Raw genomic sequence first — 20,454 nt, forward strand, 5'->3', positions numbered from 1 at the left:
TGCCGTACCTCCATACCAAAGCTCCTCTACTTCTCAGTAGAGGAGCTTTTTTTATGGCTAACCCCGTCTAGCTACCACAAACTAAGCCCAACTAAAACCCCTGAATAGCTTGCCTTTATCACCTATTTTCTTGTCCTTATTATAACAAGCTCCCACCAACCAAAACCCACCATACATGCGTACTCCTACCCTGCTTTCGGCCACACTGCTGGCGCTAGCCCTGGCTTCGTGCCAGCATGAAACTGAGCAAGCTCTCCCCCAACCCGAGCCCGACCCCACCACTGCCCTAACTGTGCAGCAGCTCAACGAACAGATCATGAAGCGCTTGCGCGAGACCGGCCAGTTTAACTGGAATCAGGCCTCGGCTCACACCGTCTGGAGTGCCCTCACCCGCTCCGACTACGTGCTCTCTGTGGGCTATCAACCCGCCGGATTTACCGCCTCCAGCCCCCTACCCGACGATGCCCGCACGCTCCCGCAGTGGCAACAGGCCCGGGAGCAGGTTCTTGAGCTTATTCTAGGCCAGGAGCGCCAGACTAATCCTACGCTTACCTTGGAGCAGCTACCTGTTTTCGAGGAAAATAACCTTCCTGTCCTGACGGTGCATGTGCGGGAGTTAAGTACTGTGCAGGCGCTGCGCCGCTCAGGACTGGTGCGGTACGCCGAGCCAATGGGCTACGAGCCCAACCGTCCTGCGGCTGAAGTGGCCAACCGCGCTTCCTCCTCCCTAACTAGCAGCGGCTGCGGAAACAACATTGCTACGGCTGGCCTGACGGAAGGCTCCGATTACATTGTCCTGCCCGATGGCAGCAAGTCGTCGTGGAATCAGCAAGACCAGTACCACGGCATCCGGGCGGGTTGGAGCCAGAGCACGGGCCAGGGCATAAAGGTGCTCATTATTGATACTGGCTCCTCAGATGCACAGGAGAACTTGGGTGCCGCCTTCAACCAAGGCCAGAGCAGCGGCCGTACCATTGAGCGCCTTGTTACCCTGCCACGCAACTCCATCTTCGGCATCCCCTACGGCGACGCTGAAACACCTAATGATGAGTGCGGGCACGGCACCAGCATGGCTGGCGCCTGCGCCGCCCCCCGCGGCACCGATGGGGCCTCCGTGGGAGTGGCCTACAATGCCAGCCTGATTACCGTGCGCGCCGCCGAAGATGTGTTTCTCGACGCTAGCCGCGAAGTGCAGGGCGTGTCAAACGCGTACATTTTGGCCGGTAACCGCCCCGATGTGCGAATCATCAGCATGAGCATGGGCCGCCTCACCAGCTCTTCTCAGCTGACGGATGCCATCCGGTACGCTTATGGCAAAGGCAAGCTGATCCTGTGTGCTGCTGGTACCTCCTTCAACTGGAGCGCTGGCTGGGCTGGCGTAATTTTCCCCGCTTCTCTTCCCGAAGCTGTAGCCGTAACCGGCATGAAAGACGACCTGCGGACCCGCTGCGATGAGTGCCACGTGGGCAGCGACGTAGAGTTTACGGTAGTAATGCAGCGCACCACCAACGACCTCCGGGCGCTTACCCTGGCCATGACCGGCGACGCCCCCAGCACGGTTGGGGGCTCCTCAGTGGCCACCAGCAGCATGGCCGGCATGGCGGCTCTGGTGTGGTCGCGCTATCCTGCCGACACTCGCGCCCAGCTCATGAACCGGCTTATTGCTGCCAGCAGCAACCGCACCGCTCGCAGCAGTAGCTTCGGCTGGGGCCGCGTGAATGTGGCTACTGCGTTAGGAGGCCTGCCGCTATAAAAGCGGGTTGCTGTAGGCCACTTGGTTGTTAGGCCAGGCCGGATGAGGTGTCGTGAGTAAGGAGGCCACTAGGCGTAGCAGCAAGTTGATGGCAATTAAGAGAGGCAGCGCCAGGGCTATATAATTTGAAAGCAAAGTCACCAGCCACATTGCTAGGCACTTAAAAATGATACCACACAGAAACGCCCGAAGCAAGACTGCTTCGGGCGTTTCTGTGTGGTACCGGTAGGTGGCTGCTAGCGTACGGGCAACCACTTGTTGAACACGGTTTGCTGTTCAGCGGTGGGGTTGGCCTGACGCTCAATGCGGTAACGACGGGCTGATGAAGCCAACAATGGGAAGTTCAGCTCCTTGATCTGGCCGTCGCGGTTAACAAGCATTTTAACTTGTGAGCCAGCTGCGCGACCAGCGAGTAGCTTGTTGGGGTCGTCGGTAACGCGCACGCCATCTACGGCCAGAATTTCGTCGCCTACGCTTAGGCCACCTTGCCAGGCGCTACCATCCCGCAACACGCTAGAAACAGTTTGCTTGCCTCCGGCGGGGCTGATGCTGGCGCCCAGTGCTGCATCTGTAGCAGCGGCGGTGGCTACGGAGAGCTTGAGGCCGGCGTACCCCAGGGCCGTTTCGTAGGGCAACGTCTCAGTGCCGTACACGTAGCGACGGAAGAAATCGTCGAAGCGGCGGCCGGCTACTTTGGCCACGGCATCTTGGTACTCCTCATCGGTGAAGCCGCGGCCCAGCTTTTTGTAATACTGGTCGTAGAGGTAACGCATTACGTCGTCGAGGCGCTTCTGGCCTTTGGTTTCGTTGATTACCATCAGGTCTAGCACCGCACCAATAACTTCACCTTTGTCATAATAGCTGATGCCGGTGTTGGCCGAGTTCTCGTTCGGGCGATAGTACTTGATCCAGGCATCGTAGCTCGACTCGGCAGCCGACTGCTGTTTGTTGCCGGGGGTATTTTCTACGCGGTTAATGCCGTTGCTCAGGTCACCCAGGTATTCATCGGGGGTCAGGAAACCTGCACGCTGCACAATCAGATTCGAGAAGTACTCGGTACCACCCTCGCTCACCCACAGCATGTGCGTGTAGTTCTCATTGTCGTAGTCGAATGGCCCCAGGGCAATCGGACGGATGCGCTTCACATTCCACAAGTGAAAATACTCGTGCGCTACCAGGCCTAGAAAACCCTTCCAGCCAGCCTCCGAAGAATAGGCATTGCGCGACACCGACAGTGTAGTCGAGAATAAGTGCTCTAGGCCACCCGTCCCCCGATCAATGTTGTGCACAATGAATACGTAGCGGTCAAGAGGGTTGCGGTCTACCACGCGCTGGGCTTCTTCGCACACCCGCTGCATGTCGCGCGTGAGGCGGGCCTCATCCACTTTGGGGTCGCCAAACATAGCTACCGTGTGGGGCGTGCCATTGGCAGTGAAAGTGTAGATCTTCTGGTTACCGATTTCAATGGGTGAATCGGCCAGCTCATCGTAGTTGGAGGAGGTGTAGGTGAAGGTGCCACCTGCGGGCTTAAGGCTGGTGCTTACCTGCGTCCAGCCCTGGGCGGGGCGTACTTCCAGCGTGCTGCCAAGCTGCTTGCCATCGGCGGGGTACATAAACACGCTGCTGCCATTGAGGTAGCCGTGAGCCGCATCAATAAAGCTGGTGCGTACGCTCAGCTCAAAGGCATAGACCCGGTAGTTTACTTTAAAGTCTTTGCCTTTGCTATGGTACACGCGCCAAGTATTCTTGCTCACCTTCTCCGTCCGCAGCTTTTCGCTGCCCGAGGTGGCCTGGAAGCCCTCCACATTTTTGGCGAATTCTCGCACCAGGTAGGAACCGGGTGCCCATACGGGCATTTTCAGATCTGTGTAAGCCTTATTGAAGCCGCTCAGCGTGGTTTCTACCTCAAAGTAGTGCGTTTGCGGAGCCGGCATCGACAAGACGTAGCGCAAAGTGGGTGACGCCGCGGCGGCCAAGTTAAACTGGCTCAGCAGTGCCACCAGTGCCGCCGCCAATAGTAGGCGAGTACGGGAATGGAGCATGTTTTGGGGGAAGGATTGAAAGATGAGGTGATGGATCAGGTGGCACGTATGCAGCCACCTGCGGGTGGCCAAAGAACGGGGAAAACCACCTGAGGCTGCAAATGCGGACCAAAATTTGCGCAACTCGTACTGTAATAGTCCCAGTTTCGGCGGAACCTGAACAGTGCCGGCCCCGTTACGGACGATATATAGGCTTCGGCCGCTTTTTGTATGCGCTACGTTTGGCTTGTTTTTCTGACTTTAGCTAGCGTGCTGCTAGGCCGCCTGGCCTGGGTGCGCCTGCACCCCACTTCCTTACCTGTAGCTAGCACTACTGCTGCCGTTCCGGCCAGCACTCCTGCCCGGCCAGTGGCCTACGTGGTTAGCAACAAGCGCGTGCCCGTCCGCGCCGATAGCATTGTGGCCTTCGCCATGCGCCAATTGGGCACCAACTACTGCTATGCTGGTAGCACTCCTGAAACAGGCTTCGATTGCTCAGGCTTTGTGAATTACGTCTTTGCCCGTTATAAAGTACCGGTACCGCACTCCACTGCCCTCCTCATAAGTATTGGCAAAGGTGTTGCGCGCGAAGAAGCTCGCCGGGGCGACATTGTGGTGTTTACAGGTACCGCCAGTACATCCACCTCTCCTGGGCACGCGGGAATTGTTATTTCTGATCCGGGCCAGCCTCTGCGCTTCGTACACTCTTCCTCCGCCCGCCGCGAATCTGGCGTGAAAGTCAGCCAGGTGGAAGGCACCGACTATGAGCGACGCTTCATGCAAGTACGCCGGGTGCTCTAGCGGTGACTGAGTAAAGCAGGCTAGGCCACTCTCATTACGGGGAAGACTAACTAAGTACTCCTAGGCCAGGGTGGTTACCCATCTAGCACTCTCACATCTTTACTTGCTGAAAAGCCCTTACTTCCACGCAGGAGGTAAGGGCTTTTAAATATGTAAGCGTAGCACGTTAAGCGGGCATGGCTTGGCTGCCTTACAAGTACTTAGCTCTGCTTGTAAGGCCAGAAACACCACTTGTTCACTCCTCGCATTAGTTGCTGTAAAAAAGCGATGCCCGGTCGCCTATGCAGTACCATTTAGGGCTGCTGGGCGAACCGGGCATCTAATCCTTCAAATCTTACCAAGCGATGAGTCTGGGGTACAGCCCCATCATCCACTTATCAAGTAAGACCTTGCCAGAATGCGGGAACATCTCAAATAGGAGCGAGTTCCGCGCGAAAGCTGTTGTTAAGCGCGTCCGGCGGTGAAGCGGACTACATTCGACAGGCTTGGCAGGATTTGTTTGGGACTACTAGACATTTTGTACCTCCTTTCTTTAGATCCGACATAACCCGGGCTTCGCTTCCCAGCACCTTAGGGCTGCTCGGCGGGGGCTGTAGCACTCGCTACGGTTAGTAAAGTTAAAATCCCCTAGGATGGTTCAAAATAAAAAGGCCATTATTTATGGCCTCAAGCGCATTTGTCGGTCATACCCTTGATGATCAGGGGCTTTAATTTCATCACCACCAGCAAATAGTTGCAGTATTTTCTCTGGCCTCAAACTTGCCTCTATACCTGCACACAATCACTGCAATGGCCCTGGTGGTACTGATCAGTTTTTGTTCTATCTTTTTCACGAAAAACCCACTCTTACCCCATCACCATGAAAAAAACCCTGCTCCTCTGTCTCACCTTATTGCTCGGTGTACTTGGCGCCGCCTCGGCCCAATCACTCTCCCCCCTGGGTGTTTGGACTGATGGCGAAAAGAAAGCCCAGTTCGAAATTTACAAGTGTGGCGACAAATTGTGCGGCAAGATTCTTAGCCTCACTGAGCCCAACGACCCTAAAACCGGTAAGCCTAAACTGGATGCTCAGAACCCCGATCCGAAACTGAGAAACCGGCCGTTGGTTGGCATAGTGTTCATGCAAAGCTTCGAGTATGAGGGCGAAAACAAGTGGGATGATGGCAAAATTTACAAGCCTCAAAACGGTAAGACCTACTCTTGCTACATCAAAATGCTCAAGCAAAACTCAATGGAGGTGAAGGGCTACATCGGCTTCTCCCTCATCGGTGAGTCACAAACCTGGACTCGGGTGCGCTAGACATCCGGCTTTAACAAGCCAGCATTTTATAAGCGACGCTTCTACTCAGAAGCGTCGCTTTTTTTGTTTATTACCTCCACGCTGGGCCAGTCTGCCATTCAGAAACTTGCGCCCACCTCAGGAAGATATGACACAGCTAACGCGATGGAGCACGGCGCTACTTACACTACTACTGGGGTTACTAGCCTCAGTTGCGGGGCTAGGCCAGTCAAGCTCGCCCGTGGGGGTGTGGGTAGATGATTCCGCGAACACGCATATCGAGATTTTTAGCTGTGGCAAGAAAGAGCTGTGTGGTAAGCTGGTGTGGCTTCGCCCTACTTCAGATAGCACTGCCACCGCCCGGCAGCCTCAACTAGATGTGCACAACCCTGATGCGGCTAAGCGCCAGACTCCCCTCCTCCACTTGCGCATTTTGCGCGGCCTACGGTATAATACCAATGATGAGCGGTGGGAAGATGGCGAGATCTATGACCCCAACAATGGCCGCACATATTCCTGCTACTTGCGTCTTCACTCTAAAAACAGGTTGGAAGTGAAGGGGTACATTGGGTTTCCTTTGCTCGGTCGCTCCCACTACTGGACCCGGCTACGCTAATGGCCTAGGGTGCTACCAAGCCTGCTTCGCGGCCTCCTTAAGCCAGCTTATAGAATCTCCTTGATCCGATACGCCTTACCCCGGAACGTAAAGGTGTCGCCGGAGTGAGCTTCCGCCATAGCCTGATATAAGGGGGAGAAAGCCGAAAGCGCAAAATACGGCTGGCCCTCTACCTTAATTTCTCCGAGGCTTAACGAAACGTAAAACCGCTGAGAATCTGTGATGACCACAGAGCCTAAGCCAGCCTGATTTGGCAACGGCTTTGCCTCGGGCACACGGCGTAGCACTTGTAGGCCAGTAAGGGCCTCATCAAGCTGGCGGGCAAACAGGTCACGCTGGCGCTGGCACACCTCCCGAAACGATTCCATTGCCTCCTCGGCCGTGTCGCCCTCCAGGGCACTTTCCTGCACGTCTAGCATGGCCTGACGGGCAGTGTTCACTTTCTCTTCCTGAATGCGGCGGCACTCTGCTAAAAGCTGGTGTTTGAGAGCAGTTAAAGCATTTGTTGTCGGCATGGCAAAAGCTATAGAGTATTCATAAAGCAAGACAAAAAGGGACCCAGCCTTGGCGGCCAGGTTGCAGCTGGTTACGAAACTATTTAGCGGTGCTTATGTTACTCCTGAAACTCCCCCGCCTTGTTACCTTTCCTTAAAAAGCTATTTTCTTCCTCTGCAGCGGCTCCCTCCAGGGAGTGGCAACCGCTGCAACGCTCTCCTGCCGAAGAGCGCCTTCGGCAACAATGGGTGCAGGAGCAAGTCTATCTAAATTGGATGGGCCCTTACTTTAAAGCCTATCATTACCAGAAGGCCGGCTTGCCTAATCCTAAGTTTCGGGTGCAGCTCCTGCATGAGGAAGGCCGCCAAGGAGCCCTGTTCTTTTACGACCCCAGCATCGGCCCCGGCAACTTCCGGCACCTCTTCGACTTTATCCGCGACCGGGTGGTGGCGCTGGGCTATAACTTGTCTATCTCCGATCAGCGCAGCGTAGGCCACCCCACCTACACCGAGACCATCTACAAGCATTTTCTTAAGCCCCAGCCCCGCGACTGTACCCAAACGGGCCGCTGCAACCAGCTGTATGGCAACATTACCATCGATCTGGTATTCATTAACGGGCAGCCGGGCTTCCTACGCCTCTTCAGCAACCCCTTCGACAATGCTATCTTCACGCCCGCTCACACCTTCGACGAGATGCTAGCCGCCATTTTCGATATGCCCCCGGCGCCCCCGGAAGTGCAAAAGCTAATCAAGAAATACGCCCACAAGTAAGCACCTAAACGCTAGGCCACTTCACTTGCCCACAAACGCAACAGGCTTCCTCAGATGAGGAAGCCTGTTGCGTTTATTATAGCCTAGGTTATTCTGCCGCCCGCACGAACCGCGCGTGTGCTACGCTGCCATCAGGAGCGGTTAGGCGCAGGTGGTAAATTCCGGGTGTTAGGAGTTGCGTATTTAAAACAGGCGAAGGGCCGGCCACAGCCTGCCGCACCACCACGCGGCCCGTGGCATCCCGTACTTCAGCTTGCGCCCGCGGGGCCTTCATGTCAGTAATCCGTAACTGGTGAAGGCAGGGGTTAGGATATACCGTTAGGGGCACTCCTGCCGTGGCCTTTTTGCTAGCCAACACCAGCCCGTTGTCCTGAACTACGGAGCCCGTGCCGTTGAGTATCCACTGCTCCGGATCTATGGTGATGTTGCTGAGCACCCGCCCCTCAGAAAGAGCTAGGCCTGTTACGGGCTGATCTTGCCGTACGCGAACCGTACGCGAGGTACCATCGGTGAATTGTAAGCTCAGGTCTACTTCGGTGTTGAAGAAGGGAGTACTGGTGGGCATAGAAGCCGACTCCGTTGATTGCAGGTAGATAGTTTGGCCTACCTGGTTCCAGCGCACAGCAAAGGTTGGGTAGCCCTCTCCCCGGAACCACTGATCAAAGAAGTATTGCAGCGACACGCCCGCTTCGGCCTCAAAAATTCGCTGCAAGTCGCGGGTGCGGGCCGTGCGGCCGGCATACGTAGTTTGGTATGTTCTCAGCGCCCGGAAAAATTTCTCGTCATCATTCAGCAGGTAGCGCAGCATATGAACCAGGGAGGCTCCTTTCTTATAGCTCAGGCGAGAGCTGAAAATGCGGCTCACGCTGCTAGTATCCGACACGAATACGCTCCCGCTGGGAATTGTCATTACGGAGGCGTGCGCCTGATCCATCCACTGCCGCGCTGCCAGAGCCGTAGAGAACTGGCCTAGAGAGAGGTATTCCCCGTAGGAAGCGAAGCCTTCGTTCAGCCAAATGTCTTCCCAAGCGCCGCAGGTTACGTTGTCGCCGAACCACTGGTGGAACAGCTCGTGGGCCGTTAGCGTGAACGTAAAGCCGTCTTGGGTGGTCATGGTCTGATGCTCCATACCACCACCAATGGGCGCCATGCTGTGCCCATATTTTTCTTGCGCAAATGGGTATAGGCCTACCAGGCGGGAGTAATTCTCAATAAAGCCCGGCGTACGATCAATTTCTGTACGGAAGGTATTTAGGGCTGCCTCGTTGTAGACATAGTTAACAATTGGAATGCGGGGCCCACCTACGGGGTTAGCGTAGTTCACGTACTCCACGTACGGGGCCACGGCCACCGAAATCAGGTAGTAGTCAATGGGGTATTTCGATTTCCACTCGTAGCGCACCTTGCCATTGGGCTGAGGCGTTACTGCCCGCAGTGTACCGTTAGAGCCTACTTTGTTCACCGCCGAAGTGGTTACCCACACCTCCGACGAATCGGCCTTATCTGTTAGCACTTGCTTGCACGGCCACCACTCGTAGGCGTTGTACGGCTCAGAGAGGCTCCACGTGGTGCTAACCCCATAGGTGCCGGCTACGGCCGAATTGAGAGCATTCCCAATAGCCGCGGAGTTGCCGTTGGGAGCCGTGCCGTGGTAGTAAATGAGGGCATTAAAGAAAGCTTGGTTCCCGACGGGCTGCTTCAAGGCGGCCGTGACGTCGCCACCCGCCCGGCGCCAGCCTGGGCTTTTACGGCCATCCACCACTACCGAGTCAATAGACAGGGTTGGGTATAGCTCGAACGCCAGAGAATCGAAATTAGCCACCAGAGAGCGGGCTTTAATGCGTACCGCCCCTCCCACAGTACGAGAGTTGTTTTCTAGGCCTATATCTAGCTTATAAAAGCTCACATCGTAGCGCGCCATTTTGTGGCGGTGATTTAGGCTCGCGTAGGCCACCCGGCCAGCATCTTTAATGCGGGCCTGGGCGCACCCATCGGCAGCCCCTTCAATATCGGCAGGGCGGGCCTGATAGGTTGGTAGCTGAGCCAAGGTAGAGTGGCCTAGCAGGAGCAGGCCAGCCGCTAGTGCAAGTAGAGTTCTGGGCATATGCGGGTTGGCAGGGGTAGTAAAAGTCAGGAATAGGGAACGATGCAATAGGTTGTAGCAAGGTACGGCAACAGCCAGCATTTCCTTCAGCAGCACCTACGGCCTATACACCAGCTAGCCACACCGCGTTTTTGGGGCTCTTACCTCCCCGCCAGGCCAGTTCATACGCCATAAACGCAAACCGTCCCCGAACTCTTTACAGGAATCCGGGGACGGTTTAATGATTGCTTAGTGGGTAACCTCAGTACAAAAATAGGAAAGCAGCAAAGAGCACCACCCACAGCACATCAATAAAGTGCCAGTACACGGTAATCATGTGCAGTTGCAACCGGCGGTACGGGTTTCGGATGAATACCAGCGTACGCACTCCATCGCGGGAAGCATGCAGGGTACGCAGCAGCAGCGCCAGCAGAAACAGCATACCGCCCATCAAGTGCACAATATGCAGCCCCGAAATGAGGTAGATGAACGTGCCGCTCGCGGAGTTTGGGTCACTCAGTATCACCCCCTGATTGCGCAGCTCATGCCAGCCTAGCAATTGCAGCCCTGCAAATATGCTACTAAGAAGCAAGGTAGCCCCAAGGCAGCGCACCAAATTCTGCATGTCGTCCTGCTGGTACAGCCGCTTCGCCTGACTAATGGTGTAGCTGCTCACCAGGAGTACAATGGTGCTCAGGGAGAAGTACCGCGGAAACGGATAAACTCCCACGGGGGCATCATTGGTATAGCGCAGGCGGGCGTAAGCAGCTACTAGCACTACAAACAGCACCGTAATCCCGATCAGGCCCAGGTACAGCATCACGAGCAGAACGGGCATCCGCTCCATTCGCTTGAAGGTGGAGGCGGCACGTCCGGCTCCTACTTTATCTCTATGTTCTCTATCGGAATTCATCAGGCTGAAAAATGGGCAGCTTCGTGGTTATGCAAACCAATCCAGAGCCCATTAGTTCCAGTCCGAGAAGGCACCGGAGGCACAGAGGGCCTACCAGCAAGATACGTAAAAACGCACGGAAGGCTATTCCATTTTCAGGGCTTTCCTAGGCTTAATTCCCTTTGAAAAAAGACCCAATTTTCCCAAGCACGGCATTAAACGTAATCTTGGGAGACTGACCCGCCCCAAACGTTACGTGGGTTTTATTTGCCACCCGCATATCCAGCACTAGGCCTAGGCGCAAAGCCAGGTCGTTGAGCTGTTTCAGCGGATCTGGGGCATGAGGGTCTTTGGGCTTCTTTGGCGCATTGGGGTCCTTGGGGGGCCCACTCGTAATCTTGTCAAACACCCGCTGACTCGGGAAATTTATAATCAGATAGGTACCCACGGCCACAATCTTTACATCATCGCCGTCGAGAGTCACCACCAATTGCGCGTCTATCTCCAGGCCGCTAGCCAAGGGAAGTAGGGGTTGCGGGTGGCAGCGTAGCAGCGGGTGGGTTTTCGCCGCGGGTACGAATGCGCAGGGCACCATTTAGGCGCCAGGTGGTAGGCGCTGCTGGGTTTTGCGCGTTGGGCATCTGCAGCTCCATCTGATCAAAGTTCAGGGCAAGCTCTACGCCACCCGATAGCTTCGACAGCAGGGAGGCCGCGGTATCAGCCCAGGAAGGTTGGGAGTTGTTGTCAGGCATAAACGTCAGTAGTTAAATGGGTAAGACATGAATGTATGAGGGCTTTCTTAGAAAGATGACAGTTGCCTCGACTTAGGCGTAGCAGTCAGGTCTTCCCCCGCCCCGCCCCCAGGGCCTGTAAACACGAACGGCCGGGAGGCGCGCAAGTTACACTAGCCAACGAAATCATCCTGCTCGTGCGGTATTGGCAAGTCATTTGCAAGGGGCAGTTTCTGAGCTTTACTTTCTGGCCTGCCTTGAAGCCCGACCAGACAAAATCCAAAGAGTTTAAACTGCGTATGCTGCCAGTATCTACTCTTTACCCCACCATTGCCTTATGAGCCTCCACTCCTCTTTTTTAGGTTTTGCCAGCGTTTTACTGTTGGCTGCTCCCGCCGCTATTGCTCAAGATCAGCCCACTCAGCCCGTAGAAGGTGCCCGCCCGTTTGGGCTTACTGACCGCATGGAGGTGGTGTATCAGCTGCAAGATGCAAAGGGCAAACCACTGGGGGTTATCCGCAACCGGGTGGTAAACTTTGGCACTGAGCAGAATAAGAAACAGACAATTACTACAACTACTGCCCTGCTGAAAAGCGGCTCTTATGATGCCAAAAACAAGCTGGTAAATCTGCAAGACCTTCGCTACATGTGCCGGCAGGATACGTGTTTTACTGATGGCAGCAGCGAATTAGATCAAGAAAGCCTGCGTTCCTTCAGAGACCGGCGCTTTAGCTACGAGCCCGTCCCGTTGGCGTGGCCTAATACCGCTACCGTAGGCTCTATTCTGCCATCGGGCGGCGTCACGGTGCAGGTCAGCAGCACCGCCGTAGATATTGCCCGCGTGTACACTACCGTCAAAAACCGCAAGGTGGTGAGTGGCCTAGAGACGGTCACTACCCCTGCCGGTAGCTTTCAGTGCTATAAAGTAGAGTCGGAGCGGGAAAGTGGCACCGCCGCCCGCGCCGATCTTGTGCTGCGTAATGGCCAACGGGTAGTAGATTACTACTCCCCAGAAGTAGGCCTAGTCAAGACGGAATATTATGACAAGAAAGGTAAGTTAGAACACGTTCGGCTCCTGATTATGCGGCACGGCTCTAGTGCAGAAGTTACTGAGCCTCTGAAACAAAAGGTTAAAACCAAGATTAAATAATCATACCTCCCTTTTTTCCCTGCCTATGCTCCGCAACGTGTTACGTAACGTTTTTGCCTCAGCCATGGTGCTGCTATCTTTGGCGGCCTGCCAGTCGTCGCCGGAAACGGCCGCTACGCAAGAACCAGCCGCTTCTACCACGCCTGCTATTACGGGTAAAACCTACGGGGCCCCTATCAGTGCTACCGGTGCCCTACCTATTGCCACGCTGCAGCAAGCCCTCGGGAACAAAGACTCAGCCCAAGTGAAGCTCGTTGGTACCGCCGATGCTGTTTGTCAGGCCAAGGGCTGCTGGCTGACGATGAAAACCAAAGATGGGCAGCCTATGCGGGTGCGGTTTAAGGAATATGCTTTCTTCGTTCCGAAGGACATTGTGGGCAAAACGGTAGTAGTTAATGGCTGGGCGCACCGCGAGACTGTGCCGGTTTCCGACCTGCAGCACTACGCACAGGATGCCGGCAAATCCAAGCAAGAGGTAGCGGCCATTACAACACCTGAGCAGCAGTATACTTTTGAAGCCGACGGCGTGCTAGTGGCTGACTAACCCATGGGCATGGCCTTCCACAGCCCCCAGTTCCCCTACTAATAACGGAGGAGCTGGGGGCTTTTCATGCTAACTAAGTTCACGGCTCTAGGCCACTATTGGGTCAAAAGCAGAGCAGCTAGGCCACGATAAAAGCAGGCTAGATGAAACGGACAGGCGCTCAATTCGTAGCTTGCGGAAGCGTTGTTGGGCGTTGCTCCTTGGAGTTTCGCTGCCAGCGTTGTAAGCCTCTGAGCCACCCAAGCGTACCTCCATGACCGATATTCAGCAACAGATAACTGCCCTTACTGAGCGTCTGCACCACCTCAACTACCAATACTACCAGCGCGACATTTCTGAAGTGCCGGATCAGGAGTTCGACCACATGCTGGCAGAGCTGGCGCGCCTTGAAAAGGAGCACCCTGAGTTTGCTCACCCCAATTCACCTACCCAGCGCGTTGGCGGCACCATCACCAAGCAGTTCCCAACGGCTGAGCACCGCTACCCCATGCTTAGCCTGGGCAATACCTATTCAGAAGCAGATTTGCGGGAGTTTGACGAGCGGGTGCGCCGTGGCCTAGAGGGAGCCGACGTGACCTATGTTTGCGAGCTAAAATTTGATGGGGTAGCCATGAGCCTGACGTATCAGGATGGGCAGCTCACCCAGGGCGTTACGCGTGGTGACGGCACTCGCGGCGACGTGGTGACCAACAATGTGCGTACCATCAAAAACCTCCCCTTGCACTTGCGGCCGGCCACCAATCAGCCCAAGGAGTTTGAAGTACGCGGGGAGATTTTCATGCCCCTGCCCGTATTCGCGGAGCTGAACACGGAGCGCGAGGCCAACGGGGAGCAACTGCTGGCCAACCCGCGTAACGCGGCCAGCGGCGCTCTAAAGCTGCAGGACTCGGCGCTGGTAGCGGCCCGCCGTCTGCGCTTCTACGCCTACTCCTACCTTACCTCTGGCCGGGGCTCCTTCCCCACCCATAGTGCCTCTCTGGAGGCCATGCAAAGCTGGGGCCTTCCCGTGTCCGATACCTGGCGGCGCTGTCACTCCCTTGAGGAGGTGCTGGCCTTTGTGCACGAGTGGGACAAACAACGCTTTACGCTACCCGTTGCCACCGACGGTATCGTAATTAAGGTAGACGACTTTCAGCAGCAGGAAATTCTGGGCTTCACGGCCAAGAGCCCACGCTGGGCAATTGCTTATAAGTACCCCGCTGAGGCCGCCCGCACCCGCCTCAACAGCATTCAGTACCAAGTGGGCCGCACCGGTGCCGTAACGCCCGTGGCCCTCCTCGACCCGGTACCGCTGGCGGGCACCGTGGTAAAGCGCGCTTCGGTTCACAACGCCAACCAGATTGCGGCGCTTGATTTACGCCTCGGCGACATGGTCTTCGTGGAGAAGGGAGGAGAAATTATTCCCAAGATTACGGGGGTTGACTTGAGCGCTAGGCCAGCGGATAGCCAGCCCATAAAGTACCCCACGGAGTGCCCCGCCTGCGGTACGCCCTTAATTCGGCCGGAAGGCGAAGCGCACTTCCGCTGCCCCAACGACCGGGGCTGCCCACCTCAGCAGAAAGCGCGGCTAGAGCACTTTGTATCGCGTAAGGCCATGAACATTGATGGCCTAGGAGCCGAAACCGTTGGGCGTTTCTTCGACCTAGGCCTGGTGACGGATGCTGCCAGCCTGTACGATTTACCCGCCAAAGCCACTGAGCTTGCGCAGCTCGACCGCATGGGCGAAAAATCAGTGCAGCGTCTCCTCACTGGCCTAGAGCAAAGCAAGCAAGTACCCTTCGATAGGGTTCTGTTTGGCTTAGGCATTCGCTACGTAGGCGAAACCGTAGCGGAGAAGCTGGCTGCCCACTACCGGACCATGGATGCGCTTAGCGCTGCCAGTGCTACTGAGCTGGCCGCCGTACCTGAAGTAGGCGGCGTTATTGCCGAGTCGGCGGCGGCGTGGTTCCAGGAGCCTGAAAACCAGGCCATGATTCGTGGCCTACAGGCGGCTGGCCTGCAGATGGCTCTCACGGGTGAAGCCCCCCAAGCTGTCAGCGACAGGCTGGCCGGCCTCACGTTTGTGCTTTCGGGTGTGTTTGAGCAATACAGCCGCGAAGACCTGCAGCAGCTGATTCAGCAGCACGGCGGCAAGGTTACGGGCAGCATCAGTAAAAAGCTTAGCTACCTGGTAGCCGGCGACAAGATGGGCCCCGCCAAACGCGAGAAAGCCACTGAGCTGAAAGTGCCCATCATCTCCGAAGCCGACCTGCTGGCCATGTTGCCCACCGACACCAAAACTCCCGAGGAAGAGGAGGCCAGTGATACGCCTACCCTCTTAACTGCCGACTTGCTCCCAGCCCCTGACTCTCCTGACAGCAGTACGCCCGAGTCAAAGCCCGGCACTGGCCTAGGCCAGCAAGGCTCACTGTTTTAACTCCCCCTGGAAATCCCGGCGTGTGTGCTAGTTGGCCTACTGCTAGACTAGCCCATACACGCCGGGAACATTCCCCCGCACAGACCAGTTACCATTCGCCAGCGGCAGCCACACTACTTCCCCGCTCCCGCCTACCTGTCTTCCCTATGCTTCGCTCCGTTCTTATAGCCTCTGCGTTCTTCTTGGCCGCCACTTGTGCCTTTGCACAGGGCCAAACTCAGCCTGGGGCTACTGCCCCAACGCCTGCAGTTGCTGCGCCCTCCACGGTTACTGCCCCTTCGGTGCCGGTAACTCCCATATCCGCGGTACAGCAGGCGCTGGCACAACCGGGCGTAGTGCTACTTGACGTGCGTACCCCGGAAGAGTTTGCGGCCGGCCACCTAAGCAATGCGCGGAATGTAAACTTCCGGGCCACTGATTTTGCTACTCAGGTAAGCCAGCTCGACCCCTCCAAAACCTATGTACTGTACTGCGCCTCCGGCAACCGAAGTGGCAAGGCTGCGGTGTTGTTCCAGGATAAAGGCTTTAAGAACGTCATCAACGCCGGTGCCTTTAAGACGCTGCAGCAAAGTGGGCTGAAGACGGAATAAGCTGCATGGTGCAGTTTTTTCCCAGCCGTTGGGTGGGTAACCAGTGGCCTAGCATTGAGATGGAACCAGTTGAAACCATTCTGTTTCAATTGGTGCTGTGCTATTTGGCTGATAGCTATCAGTTTCAGCTGCCGCCTCTGGTACACACGCTAGATGGGTGCTTCGCCGACTTTGAGCTACTAGGCGTTGAGGCCAGCCTAGACCTTGATAACTGGAGCTTATCATTTGCCTGTCCTGACGAAGCAGTCCGCGACCAAGTTCTCCTGACCTTGCAAGAACTACCTCCCGACTTCTTTGAGTTGATCAAATAAAAAAGCCCCACCATCTACTCAGATGGTGGGGCTTTTTTTATTCAATATCGTAGCGTGAGCCGCGAAGTCCGTGCAGTACTGGTCTAGAAGCTTTGTACGATGCTGTTGTGCAGGGTGCGGGGGCTCCAGTAGCCGCTGGCAATAATCCGGCGGATGGTGAACAGCGGGTCCTGCTGGTCGCGCTTCTCGGCTAGCACGAAGGCGGCGTCCATGCCGCGCTTCTTCAGCTCGGGGAAAGCCTCGGGGTTCCAGAGGCCGAAGGGGTAGGCGAAGTAGTTGATTTTCTTGCCGGTAATCTCCTCCAGCTGTTTGGTGGGCTTTTCAATCTGCGTAACCCAATCCTGGCCCTGATATTTCTTCACATTGTGGTGGTCCCAGGTGTGCGAGCCGATGATGTTGCCTTCATCAGAAAGCTGCTTCACCTGCGCCTTGGTCATGTAGTTGGGGCGGCCTAGGCTCACGGTCATTACAAAATACACGGCCTTGTACCCGTACTTGTCCAGCGTAGGCCGGGCAATAGTAAACTGGTCAAGGTCAGTATCGTCGAAGGTGAGCATAATGGGCTTGCTTGGCAGCGGGGCCCCCGTGGTAAGGTAGGCAAACAGCTGATCGGGCAGGATAGCATGGTAGCCCGAGTCGGCCAGCATTTTAATCTGAGCCTTAAACTGCTCAACTGGCACGATATAGTCTTTAGCCCCTTTTGAGTCCTTGGCGCGCCAGTCGCGTATCTGGTGGTAGCACAGGATAGGCACCTGGGGCCGGGCCAGGATGGTGGCGGCATCGGCCCGCTTGCTGGCCGGAATAGTAGCCGGGCTGCCCGTACTGATGTCGGCGGCGGTAGCGTTGCCGGCCGTGGTAATAGTGGCTGTAGAAGCCGAATCAGCCGCAATGGCGGTGGCAGAGGCTGCGTTTTCGGCAGCAGTGGCCGTTTTGGCGTCGTTACAGGCCGACAGGCCGCTGAGCGTGGCGATGGTGGCAGCAGCCAGCAACGGGTAATAAGTAAACTTCATGAATTGGGTTAACACGACCGGCCTTGGTAAGCCGAACTTTTGAAGGAAACGAGCTGACCTTCGCCGTCGGCATAGTACCTTCGTTGCGGGTCTTCCCATTACAAATCAACCGCTAATTTCCCGCATGGACAAACTCCGTGGCACTGGCGTAGCCCTCGTTACTCCCTTCACTCCTACCACCGATTGCGCCGTCGACTTCGACGCCCTGCGCCGCCTCGTCGACTTTACCATCGATGGAGGTGTTGAATACCTTGTTATTAACGGCACCACTGCCGAGTCGCCGACCCTCACCACCGAAGAAAAGGCTGAAATTCTGCGCGTAGTGCGTGAGCAAGCCGCTAACCGTGTGCCGCTGGTGTACGGTATTGGAGGCAATGATACGGCCGCCGTGGTCCGTACCATTCAGCACACCGACCTTACCGGCATTACGGCGTTGCTCTCGGCCAGCCCTTATTACAACAAGCCCAGCCAGCGCGGCATCATTGCGCATTATGAGCGCATTGCCGATGCTTCGCCGGTTCCGGTGCTGCTCTACAACGTACCTGGCCGCACCAGTTCCAACCTTACGGCCGCCACTACCTTGCAGCTTGCGCACCATCCCAACATCATTGGCATTAAGGAAGCCAGCGGTAACTTAGAGCAGTGCATTGCCATTGCTGCTGCTAAGCCCGAGGACTTCCTCCTGATTTCGGGTGATGACATGATGACCACCTCCTTGATCAGCTTCGGAGCTATCGGTATCATTTCCGTCCTGGCCAACGCTTTCCCACGCCGCTTCTCCGACATGACTCGCCACGCCTTAACCGGCGACTATAAAGCGGCCAGCAAGCTACTGTTCGACTTCGTAGAACTCAACCCGCTGATGTACGAAGAGAGCAACCCCGTGGGCGTAAAAGCAGCTCTAGAGGGCCTAGGCGTGTGCTCTGGCACCGTGCGCCTCCCCCTCATGGACGCCACAGAGGGGCTGAAAACTCGGATTCAGAAGCTGCTGTAGGCCATTACCGTTGTGCGAAAAGGGCCAACGCTAGTACTGCTTCGATGGTCCTCTTCTTCTGATGATCTACTCAAAAAGCCCTTACTTCTCAGGTAGAAGTAAGGGCTTTTTACCTTTTCAAGGGAATGCACAATGGGCCAGACAAGCTATTTCACTTTACTCAAAATGCTGCAAGGCATCTAGTGGCCTACCACCCACTCGCTAGCACATCGGCTACGTGCAGGGTTTTGATGGGCTTTTTCTCGCGGCGAATGTAGGCATCGAGGTGCATGAGGCAGCTGGTGTCGGTGCTGATGAGGTAATCAGCGCCGGTGGCGAGGGCGTGCTCTACTTTCTGCTCGGCCATAGCTACGGATATGGCTTCGAACTTCACGGCGAAGGTGCCCCCAAAGCCGCAGCAGGTTTCAGTTTCGGCCATTTCCAGGCGCTCTAGGCCAGGTACGGCGTCGAGCAACAACCGGGGCGCCTCGCGGATACCGCACTCCCGCAGGGCAGAGCAGGAATCGTGGTAGGTGTACTTCCCCTGCAGGCGGGCCTGTGGAATGGACTTTACCCCCATCACATCTACCAGAAATTCCGTCATCTCAAATGCCCTCCGCTCCACGCCGTGGTAGCGGCCAGCTTCGGAAGTGCCCTCAAACAGCTCGGCGTAGGTGTTGCGCACCATTCCGATGCAGGAGGCTGAGGGGCTCACAATGTACCGCTCCTGCTGGGTCGGAAAGTCGTCGAGGAACTTGCAGGCCACTTCCCGGCTCTGCTCTTTGTAACCGGCGTTGTAGGCGGGCTGCCCACAGCAGGTTTGAGAAGCATTGTAATAAACCTCGCAGCCCACTGCTTCCAGCACTTTCACCATGTTCATGGCAGTTTCTGGGAACAGCTGATCTACGAAGCAAGGAATAAACAGGTCAACGGCAGGCATGAGCGACAGATAAGAAAATGCTTCGACCGCGGGCAAGGAGTGTGGTAGCCTTATAGGCCACTTGCTCGACTTGTCTCGCTAGTCGGACTGACAAAGTACGGTTAATGCCCCGCAAAAATTCGCTGGTTCCACTCCAGAGCAACCGTGAGGGCCTCTAAATCGAGAATGGGCTCCTCCTCTACCGTCACCCCAAACTCTATCAGGCGCTCGGTGGGCATGTTGCCGGTGAGCTGATCGGCGGCCATGGGGCAGCCGCCATAGCCGCCGAGGGCGCCGTCGAAGTGGCGGCAGCCAGCTTCATAGGCCGCCTGCACTTTCTCCTGCCAGCTATCGGGGGTAGTATGCAGATGAGCCCCGAAACGGATTCCGGGGAAAGCAGCCGTCAGCTCCCGGAAAGCCGGGCTAATGGTGGCTGGCGTAGAGGCACCAATAGTATCAGACAGGGCCACAATAGACACCCCCAGGGCGCCGAGCTTCTGCGTAAACTCCCCTAGCACGTTGGGGCTCCACGGGTCGCCATAGGGGTTGCCGAAACCCATGCTTAAGTACACCACTTGCTCCTGACCAGTGCGCGCGCAGAGCTCCTGCATGCGGGCTACGTCGTCGAGGGCTTGCGCAATGCTCTTGTTGGTGTTCCGCTGCTGGAAGGTTTCGGAAACCGATAAGGGAAAGCCGATGTACCGAATCTGAGGGTGCTGCGCGGCCGTCTCAGCTCCGCGCAGATTGGCCACAATGGCCAACAGATGCGTACCTGACTGGCCTAGATCAAGCCCGTCGAGTACTTCGGCTGTATCGGCCAGCTGCGGAATAGCCTTCGGCGACACGAAGGAACCAAAGTCGAGAGTTTGAAAGCCCACTCGCAACAGCGTGTTGAGGTAGGCAATTTTATCGGCAGTGGGGATGAAGGTAGGCCAGCCCTGCATGGCATCGCGCGGGCATTCGGTGAGGTGGAGCATGGGGTGGGGCTTGATTGGGAGCGTAAAGGTAGCTGTGCCTGCCGACTGTTCGGCAGCCAAGCACAGGCCTAGCCTTGGCAGCGGCAGTAGCATAACACGCGACGGAAGCAATCCTTACCG

At 56.3% G+C, this 20,454-nt stretch carries 21 protein-coding genes; 11 read left to right on the forward strand and 10 right to left on the reverse strand.

Going from position 1 to position 20,454, the window contains the following annotated elements; translation table 11 throughout:
- Window positions 1-175 precede the first annotated feature (175 nt).
- Window positions 176-1,753 carry a S8 family peptidase gene (locus EU557_RS11605; RefSeq protein WP_135530622.1) on the forward strand — a complete coding sequence of 526 codons (1,578 nt, stop codon included), beginning with the start codon at window positions 176-178 and terminating at the stop codon, window positions 1,751-1,753.
- On the opposite strand, the gene EU557_RS25480 is transcribed toward EU557_RS11605, so the two are convergent.
- Both EU557_RS25480 and EU557_RS11610 read right to left on the reverse strand, forming a co-directional pair.
- Window positions 1,748-1,894 carry a hypothetical protein gene (locus EU557_RS25480; protein ID WP_210116027.1) on the reverse strand — a complete coding sequence of 49 codons (147 nt, stop codon included), beginning with the start codon at window positions 1,892-1,894 and terminating at the stop codon, window positions 1,748-1,750. The two genes, EU557_RS11605 and EU557_RS25480, sit on opposite strands and share 6 nt — an antisense overlap.
- A 95-nt stretch (window positions 1,895-1,989) precedes the next feature.
- Window positions 1,990-3,795, reverse strand: coding sequence for a M61 family metallopeptidase (locus EU557_RS11610; protein ID WP_135530623.1), 1,806 nt, complete (start codon window positions 3,793-3,795; stop codon window positions 1,990-1,992).
- Between the two features lie 210 nt (window positions 3,796-4,005).
- Between EU557_RS11610 and EU557_RS11615 the strand changes: the two genes are divergently transcribed.
- From EU557_RS11615 to EU557_RS11625, 3 genes are all read left to right on the forward strand, one after another.
- Entirely contained in the window at window positions 4,006-4,575 is a 570-nt protein-coding gene (locus tag EU557_RS11615; RefSeq protein WP_135530624.1) for a C40 family peptidase, read from the forward strand.
- A gap of 859 nt (window positions 4,576-5,434) precedes the next feature.
- Window positions 5,435-5,875, forward strand: a complete 441-nt coding sequence (locus EU557_RS11620) for a DUF2147 domain-containing protein (protein WP_135530625.1) — start codon at window positions 5,435-5,437, stop codon at window positions 5,873-5,875.
- A 127-nt stretch (window positions 5,876-6,002) separates the two neighbouring features.
- Window positions 6,003-6,470, forward strand: coding sequence for a DUF2147 domain-containing protein (locus tag EU557_RS11625; protein WP_135530626.1), 468 nt, complete (start codon window positions 6,003-6,005; stop codon window positions 6,468-6,470).
- Between the two features lie 47 nt (window positions 6,471-6,517).
- On the opposite strand, the gene EU557_RS11630 is transcribed toward EU557_RS11625, so the two are convergent.
- Window positions 6,518-6,985 carry a hypothetical protein gene (locus tag EU557_RS11630; RefSeq protein WP_135530627.1) on the reverse strand — a complete coding sequence of 156 codons (468 nt, stop codon included), beginning with the start codon at window positions 6,983-6,985 and terminating at the stop codon, window positions 6,518-6,520.
- Between the two features lie 120 nt (window positions 6,986-7,105).
- Between EU557_RS11630 and EU557_RS11635 the strand changes: the two genes are divergently transcribed.
- Window positions 7,106-7,738, forward strand: a complete 633-nt coding sequence (locus EU557_RS11635; protein ID WP_135530628.1) for a hypothetical protein — start codon at window positions 7,106-7,108, stop codon at window positions 7,736-7,738.
- Between the two features lie 88 nt (window positions 7,739-7,826).
- Here EU557_RS11635 and EU557_RS11640 read toward each other — a convergent pair whose 3' ends face one another.
- The 4 genes from EU557_RS11640 to EU557_RS11655 all read right to left on the reverse strand — a co-directional run bounded on the left by EU557_RS11640 (window position 7,827) and on the right by EU557_RS11655 (window position 11,465).
- On the reverse strand, window positions 7,827-9,842 hold the full coding sequence (locus EU557_RS11640) for a M1 family metallopeptidase (protein ID WP_167855176.1): 2,016 nt from the start codon (window positions 9,840-9,842) through the stop codon (window positions 7,827-7,829).
- Window positions 9,843-10,083: 241 nt separating this feature from the next.
- On the reverse strand, window positions 10,084-10,734 hold the full coding sequence (locus tag EU557_RS11645; protein ID WP_135530630.1) for a cytochrome c oxidase subunit 3: 651 nt from the start codon (window positions 10,732-10,734) through the stop codon (window positions 10,084-10,086).
- Between the two features lie 151 nt (window positions 10,735-10,885).
- The gene (locus EU557_RS11650; RefSeq protein WP_135530631.1) at window positions 10,886-11,233 is read right to left on the reverse strand and encodes a hypothetical protein; all 348 of its coding nucleotides are present in this window, start codon (window positions 11,231-11,233) and stop codon (window positions 10,886-10,888) included.
- Window positions 11,226-11,465 carry a hypothetical protein gene (locus EU557_RS11655; RefSeq protein ID WP_135530632.1) on the reverse strand — a complete coding sequence of 80 codons (240 nt, stop codon included), beginning with the start codon at window positions 11,463-11,465 and terminating at the stop codon, window positions 11,226-11,228. Before EU557_RS11655 ends, EU557_RS11650 begins: the two co-directional genes overlap by 8 nt.
- A gap of 316 nt (window positions 11,466-11,781) precedes the next feature.
- Here EU557_RS11655 and EU557_RS11660 point away from each other — a divergent pair, with 316 nt between their 5' ends.
- From EU557_RS11660 to EU557_RS11680, 5 genes are all read left to right on the forward strand, one after another.
- Window positions 11,782-12,594, forward strand: a complete 813-nt coding sequence (locus tag EU557_RS11660) for a TapB family protein (protein ID WP_135530633.1) — start codon at window positions 11,782-11,784, stop codon at window positions 12,592-12,594.
- Between the two features lie 25 nt (window positions 12,595-12,619).
- Window positions 12,620-13,138, forward strand: coding sequence for a DUF4920 domain-containing protein (locus EU557_RS11665; RefSeq protein WP_245326241.1), 519 nt, complete (start codon window positions 12,620-12,622; stop codon window positions 13,136-13,138).
- A 253-nt stretch (window positions 13,139-13,391) separates the two neighbouring features.
- The gene (gene ligA / locus EU557_RS11670) at window positions 13,392-15,554 is read left to right on the forward strand and encodes an NAD-dependent DNA ligase LigA (RefSeq protein ID WP_135530634.1); all 2,163 of its coding nucleotides are present in this window, start codon (window positions 13,392-13,394) and stop codon (window positions 15,552-15,554) included.
- Between the two features lie 146 nt (window positions 15,555-15,700).
- Window positions 15,701-16,144 (forward strand): rhodanese-like domain-containing protein, encoded by a 444-nt coding sequence (locus EU557_RS11675; protein WP_135530635.1) that lies wholly within the window; start codon window positions 15,701-15,703, stop codon window positions 16,142-16,144.
- Window positions 16,145-16,149: 5 nt separating this feature from the next.
- A complete protein-coding gene (locus EU557_RS11680) occupies window positions 16,150-16,455 on the forward strand; it encodes a hypothetical protein (protein ID WP_135530636.1) in 306 nt (101 codons plus the stop codon).
- Window positions 16,456-16,538: 83 nt separating this feature from the next.
- On the opposite strand, the gene EU557_RS11685 is transcribed toward EU557_RS11680, so the two are convergent.
- On the reverse strand, window positions 16,539-17,465 hold the full coding sequence (locus tag EU557_RS11685; RefSeq protein WP_135530637.1) for a polysaccharide deacetylase family protein: 927 nt from the start codon (window positions 17,463-17,465) through the stop codon (window positions 16,539-16,541).
- 124 nt (window positions 17,466-17,589) lie between these two features.
- Here EU557_RS11685 and dapA point away from each other — a divergent pair, with 124 nt between their 5' ends.
- The gene (dapA, locus tag EU557_RS11690; protein ID WP_135530638.1) at window positions 17,590-18,459 is read left to right on the forward strand and encodes a 4-hydroxy-tetrahydrodipicolinate synthase; all 870 of its coding nucleotides are present in this window, start codon (window positions 17,590-17,592) and stop codon (window positions 18,457-18,459) included.
- Window positions 18,460-18,646: 187 nt separating this feature from the next.
- Here dapA and EU557_RS11695 read toward each other — a convergent pair whose 3' ends face one another.
- The gene (locus EU557_RS11695; protein WP_135530639.1) at window positions 18,647-19,378 is read right to left on the reverse strand and encodes a (Fe-S)-binding protein; all 732 of its coding nucleotides are present in this window, start codon (window positions 19,376-19,378) and stop codon (window positions 18,647-18,649) included.
- 101 nt (window positions 19,379-19,479) lie between these two features.
- Window positions 19,480-20,334 carry a hydroxymethylglutaryl-CoA lyase gene (locus EU557_RS11700; protein ID WP_135530640.1) on the reverse strand — a complete coding sequence of 285 codons (855 nt, stop codon included), beginning with the start codon at window positions 20,332-20,334 and terminating at the stop codon, window positions 19,480-19,482.
- Window positions 20,335-20,454 lie beyond the last annotated feature (120 nt).

The sequence above is a fragment of the Hymenobacter wooponensis genome (assembly GCF_004745865.1).
Classification (GTDB): Bacteria; Bacteroidota; Bacteroidia; order Cytophagales; family Hymenobacteraceae; genus Hymenobacter; species Hymenobacter wooponensis.

Excerpts from the sequence above, each read along its gene's own strand:
- EU557_RS11605 (WP_135530622.1), top strand. The coding sequence starts at position 176 with ATGCGTACTCCTACCCTGCTTTCGGCCACACTGCTGGCGCTAGCCCTG.
- EU557_RS11610 (WP_135530623.1), bottom strand. The coding sequence starts at position 3,795 with ATGCTCCATTCCCGTACTCGCCTACTATTGGCGGCGGCACTGGTGGCA.
- EU557_RS11615 (WP_135530624.1), top strand. The coding sequence starts at position 4,006 with ATGCGCTACGTTTGGCTTGTTTTTCTGACTTTAGCTAGCGTGCTGCTA.
- EU557_RS11620 (WP_135530625.1), top strand. The coding sequence starts at position 5,435 with ATGAAAAAAACCCTGCTCCTCTGTCTCACCTTATTGCTCGGTGTACTT.
- EU557_RS11625 (WP_135530626.1), top strand. The coding sequence starts at position 6,003 with ATGACACAGCTAACGCGATGGAGCACGGCGCTACTTACACTACTACTG.
- EU557_RS11630 (WP_135530627.1), bottom strand. The coding sequence starts at position 6,985 with ATGCCGACAACAAATGCTTTAACTGCTCTCAAACACCAGCTTTTAGCA.
- EU557_RS11640 (WP_167855176.1), bottom strand. The coding sequence starts at position 9,842 with ATGCCCAGAACTCTACTTGCACTAGCGGCTGGCCTGCTCCTGCTAGGC.
- EU557_RS11645 (WP_135530630.1), bottom strand. The coding sequence starts at position 10,734 with ATGAATTCCGATAGAGAACATAGAGATAAAGTAGGAGCCGGACGTGCC.
- EU557_RS11655 (WP_135530632.1), bottom strand. The coding sequence starts at position 11,465 with ATGCCTGACAACAACTCCCAACCTTCCTGGGCTGATACCGCGGCCTCC.
- EU557_RS11660 (WP_135530633.1), top strand. The coding sequence starts at position 11,782 with ATGAGCCTCCACTCCTCTTTTTTAGGTTTTGCCAGCGTTTTACTGTTG.
- EU557_RS11665 (WP_245326241.1), top strand. The coding sequence starts at position 12,620 with ATGCTCCGCAACGTGTTACGTAACGTTTTTGCCTCAGCCATGGTGCTG.
- ligA (WP_135530634.1), top strand. The coding sequence starts at position 13,392 with ATGACCGATATTCAGCAACAGATAACTGCCCTTACTGAGCGTCTGCAC.
- EU557_RS11675 (WP_135530635.1), top strand. The coding sequence starts at position 15,701 with ATGCTTCGCTCCGTTCTTATAGCCTCTGCGTTCTTCTTGGCCGCCACT.
- EU557_RS11680 (WP_135530636.1), top strand. The coding sequence starts at position 16,150 with ATGGTGCAGTTTTTTCCCAGCCGTTGGGTGGGTAACCAGTGGCCTAGC.
- EU557_RS11685 (WP_135530637.1), bottom strand. The coding sequence starts at position 17,465 with ATGAAGTTTACTTATTACCCGTTGCTGGCTGCTGCCACCATCGCCACG.
- dapA (WP_135530638.1), top strand. The coding sequence starts at position 17,590 with ATGGACAAACTCCGTGGCACTGGCGTAGCCCTCGTTACTCCCTTCACT.
- EU557_RS11695 (WP_135530639.1), bottom strand. The coding sequence starts at position 19,378 with ATGCCTGCCGTTGACCTGTTTATTCCTTGCTTCGTAGATCAGCTGTTC.
- EU557_RS11700 (WP_135530640.1), bottom strand. The coding sequence starts at position 20,334 with ATGCTCCACCTCACCGAATGCCCGCGCGATGCCATGCAGGGCTGGCCT.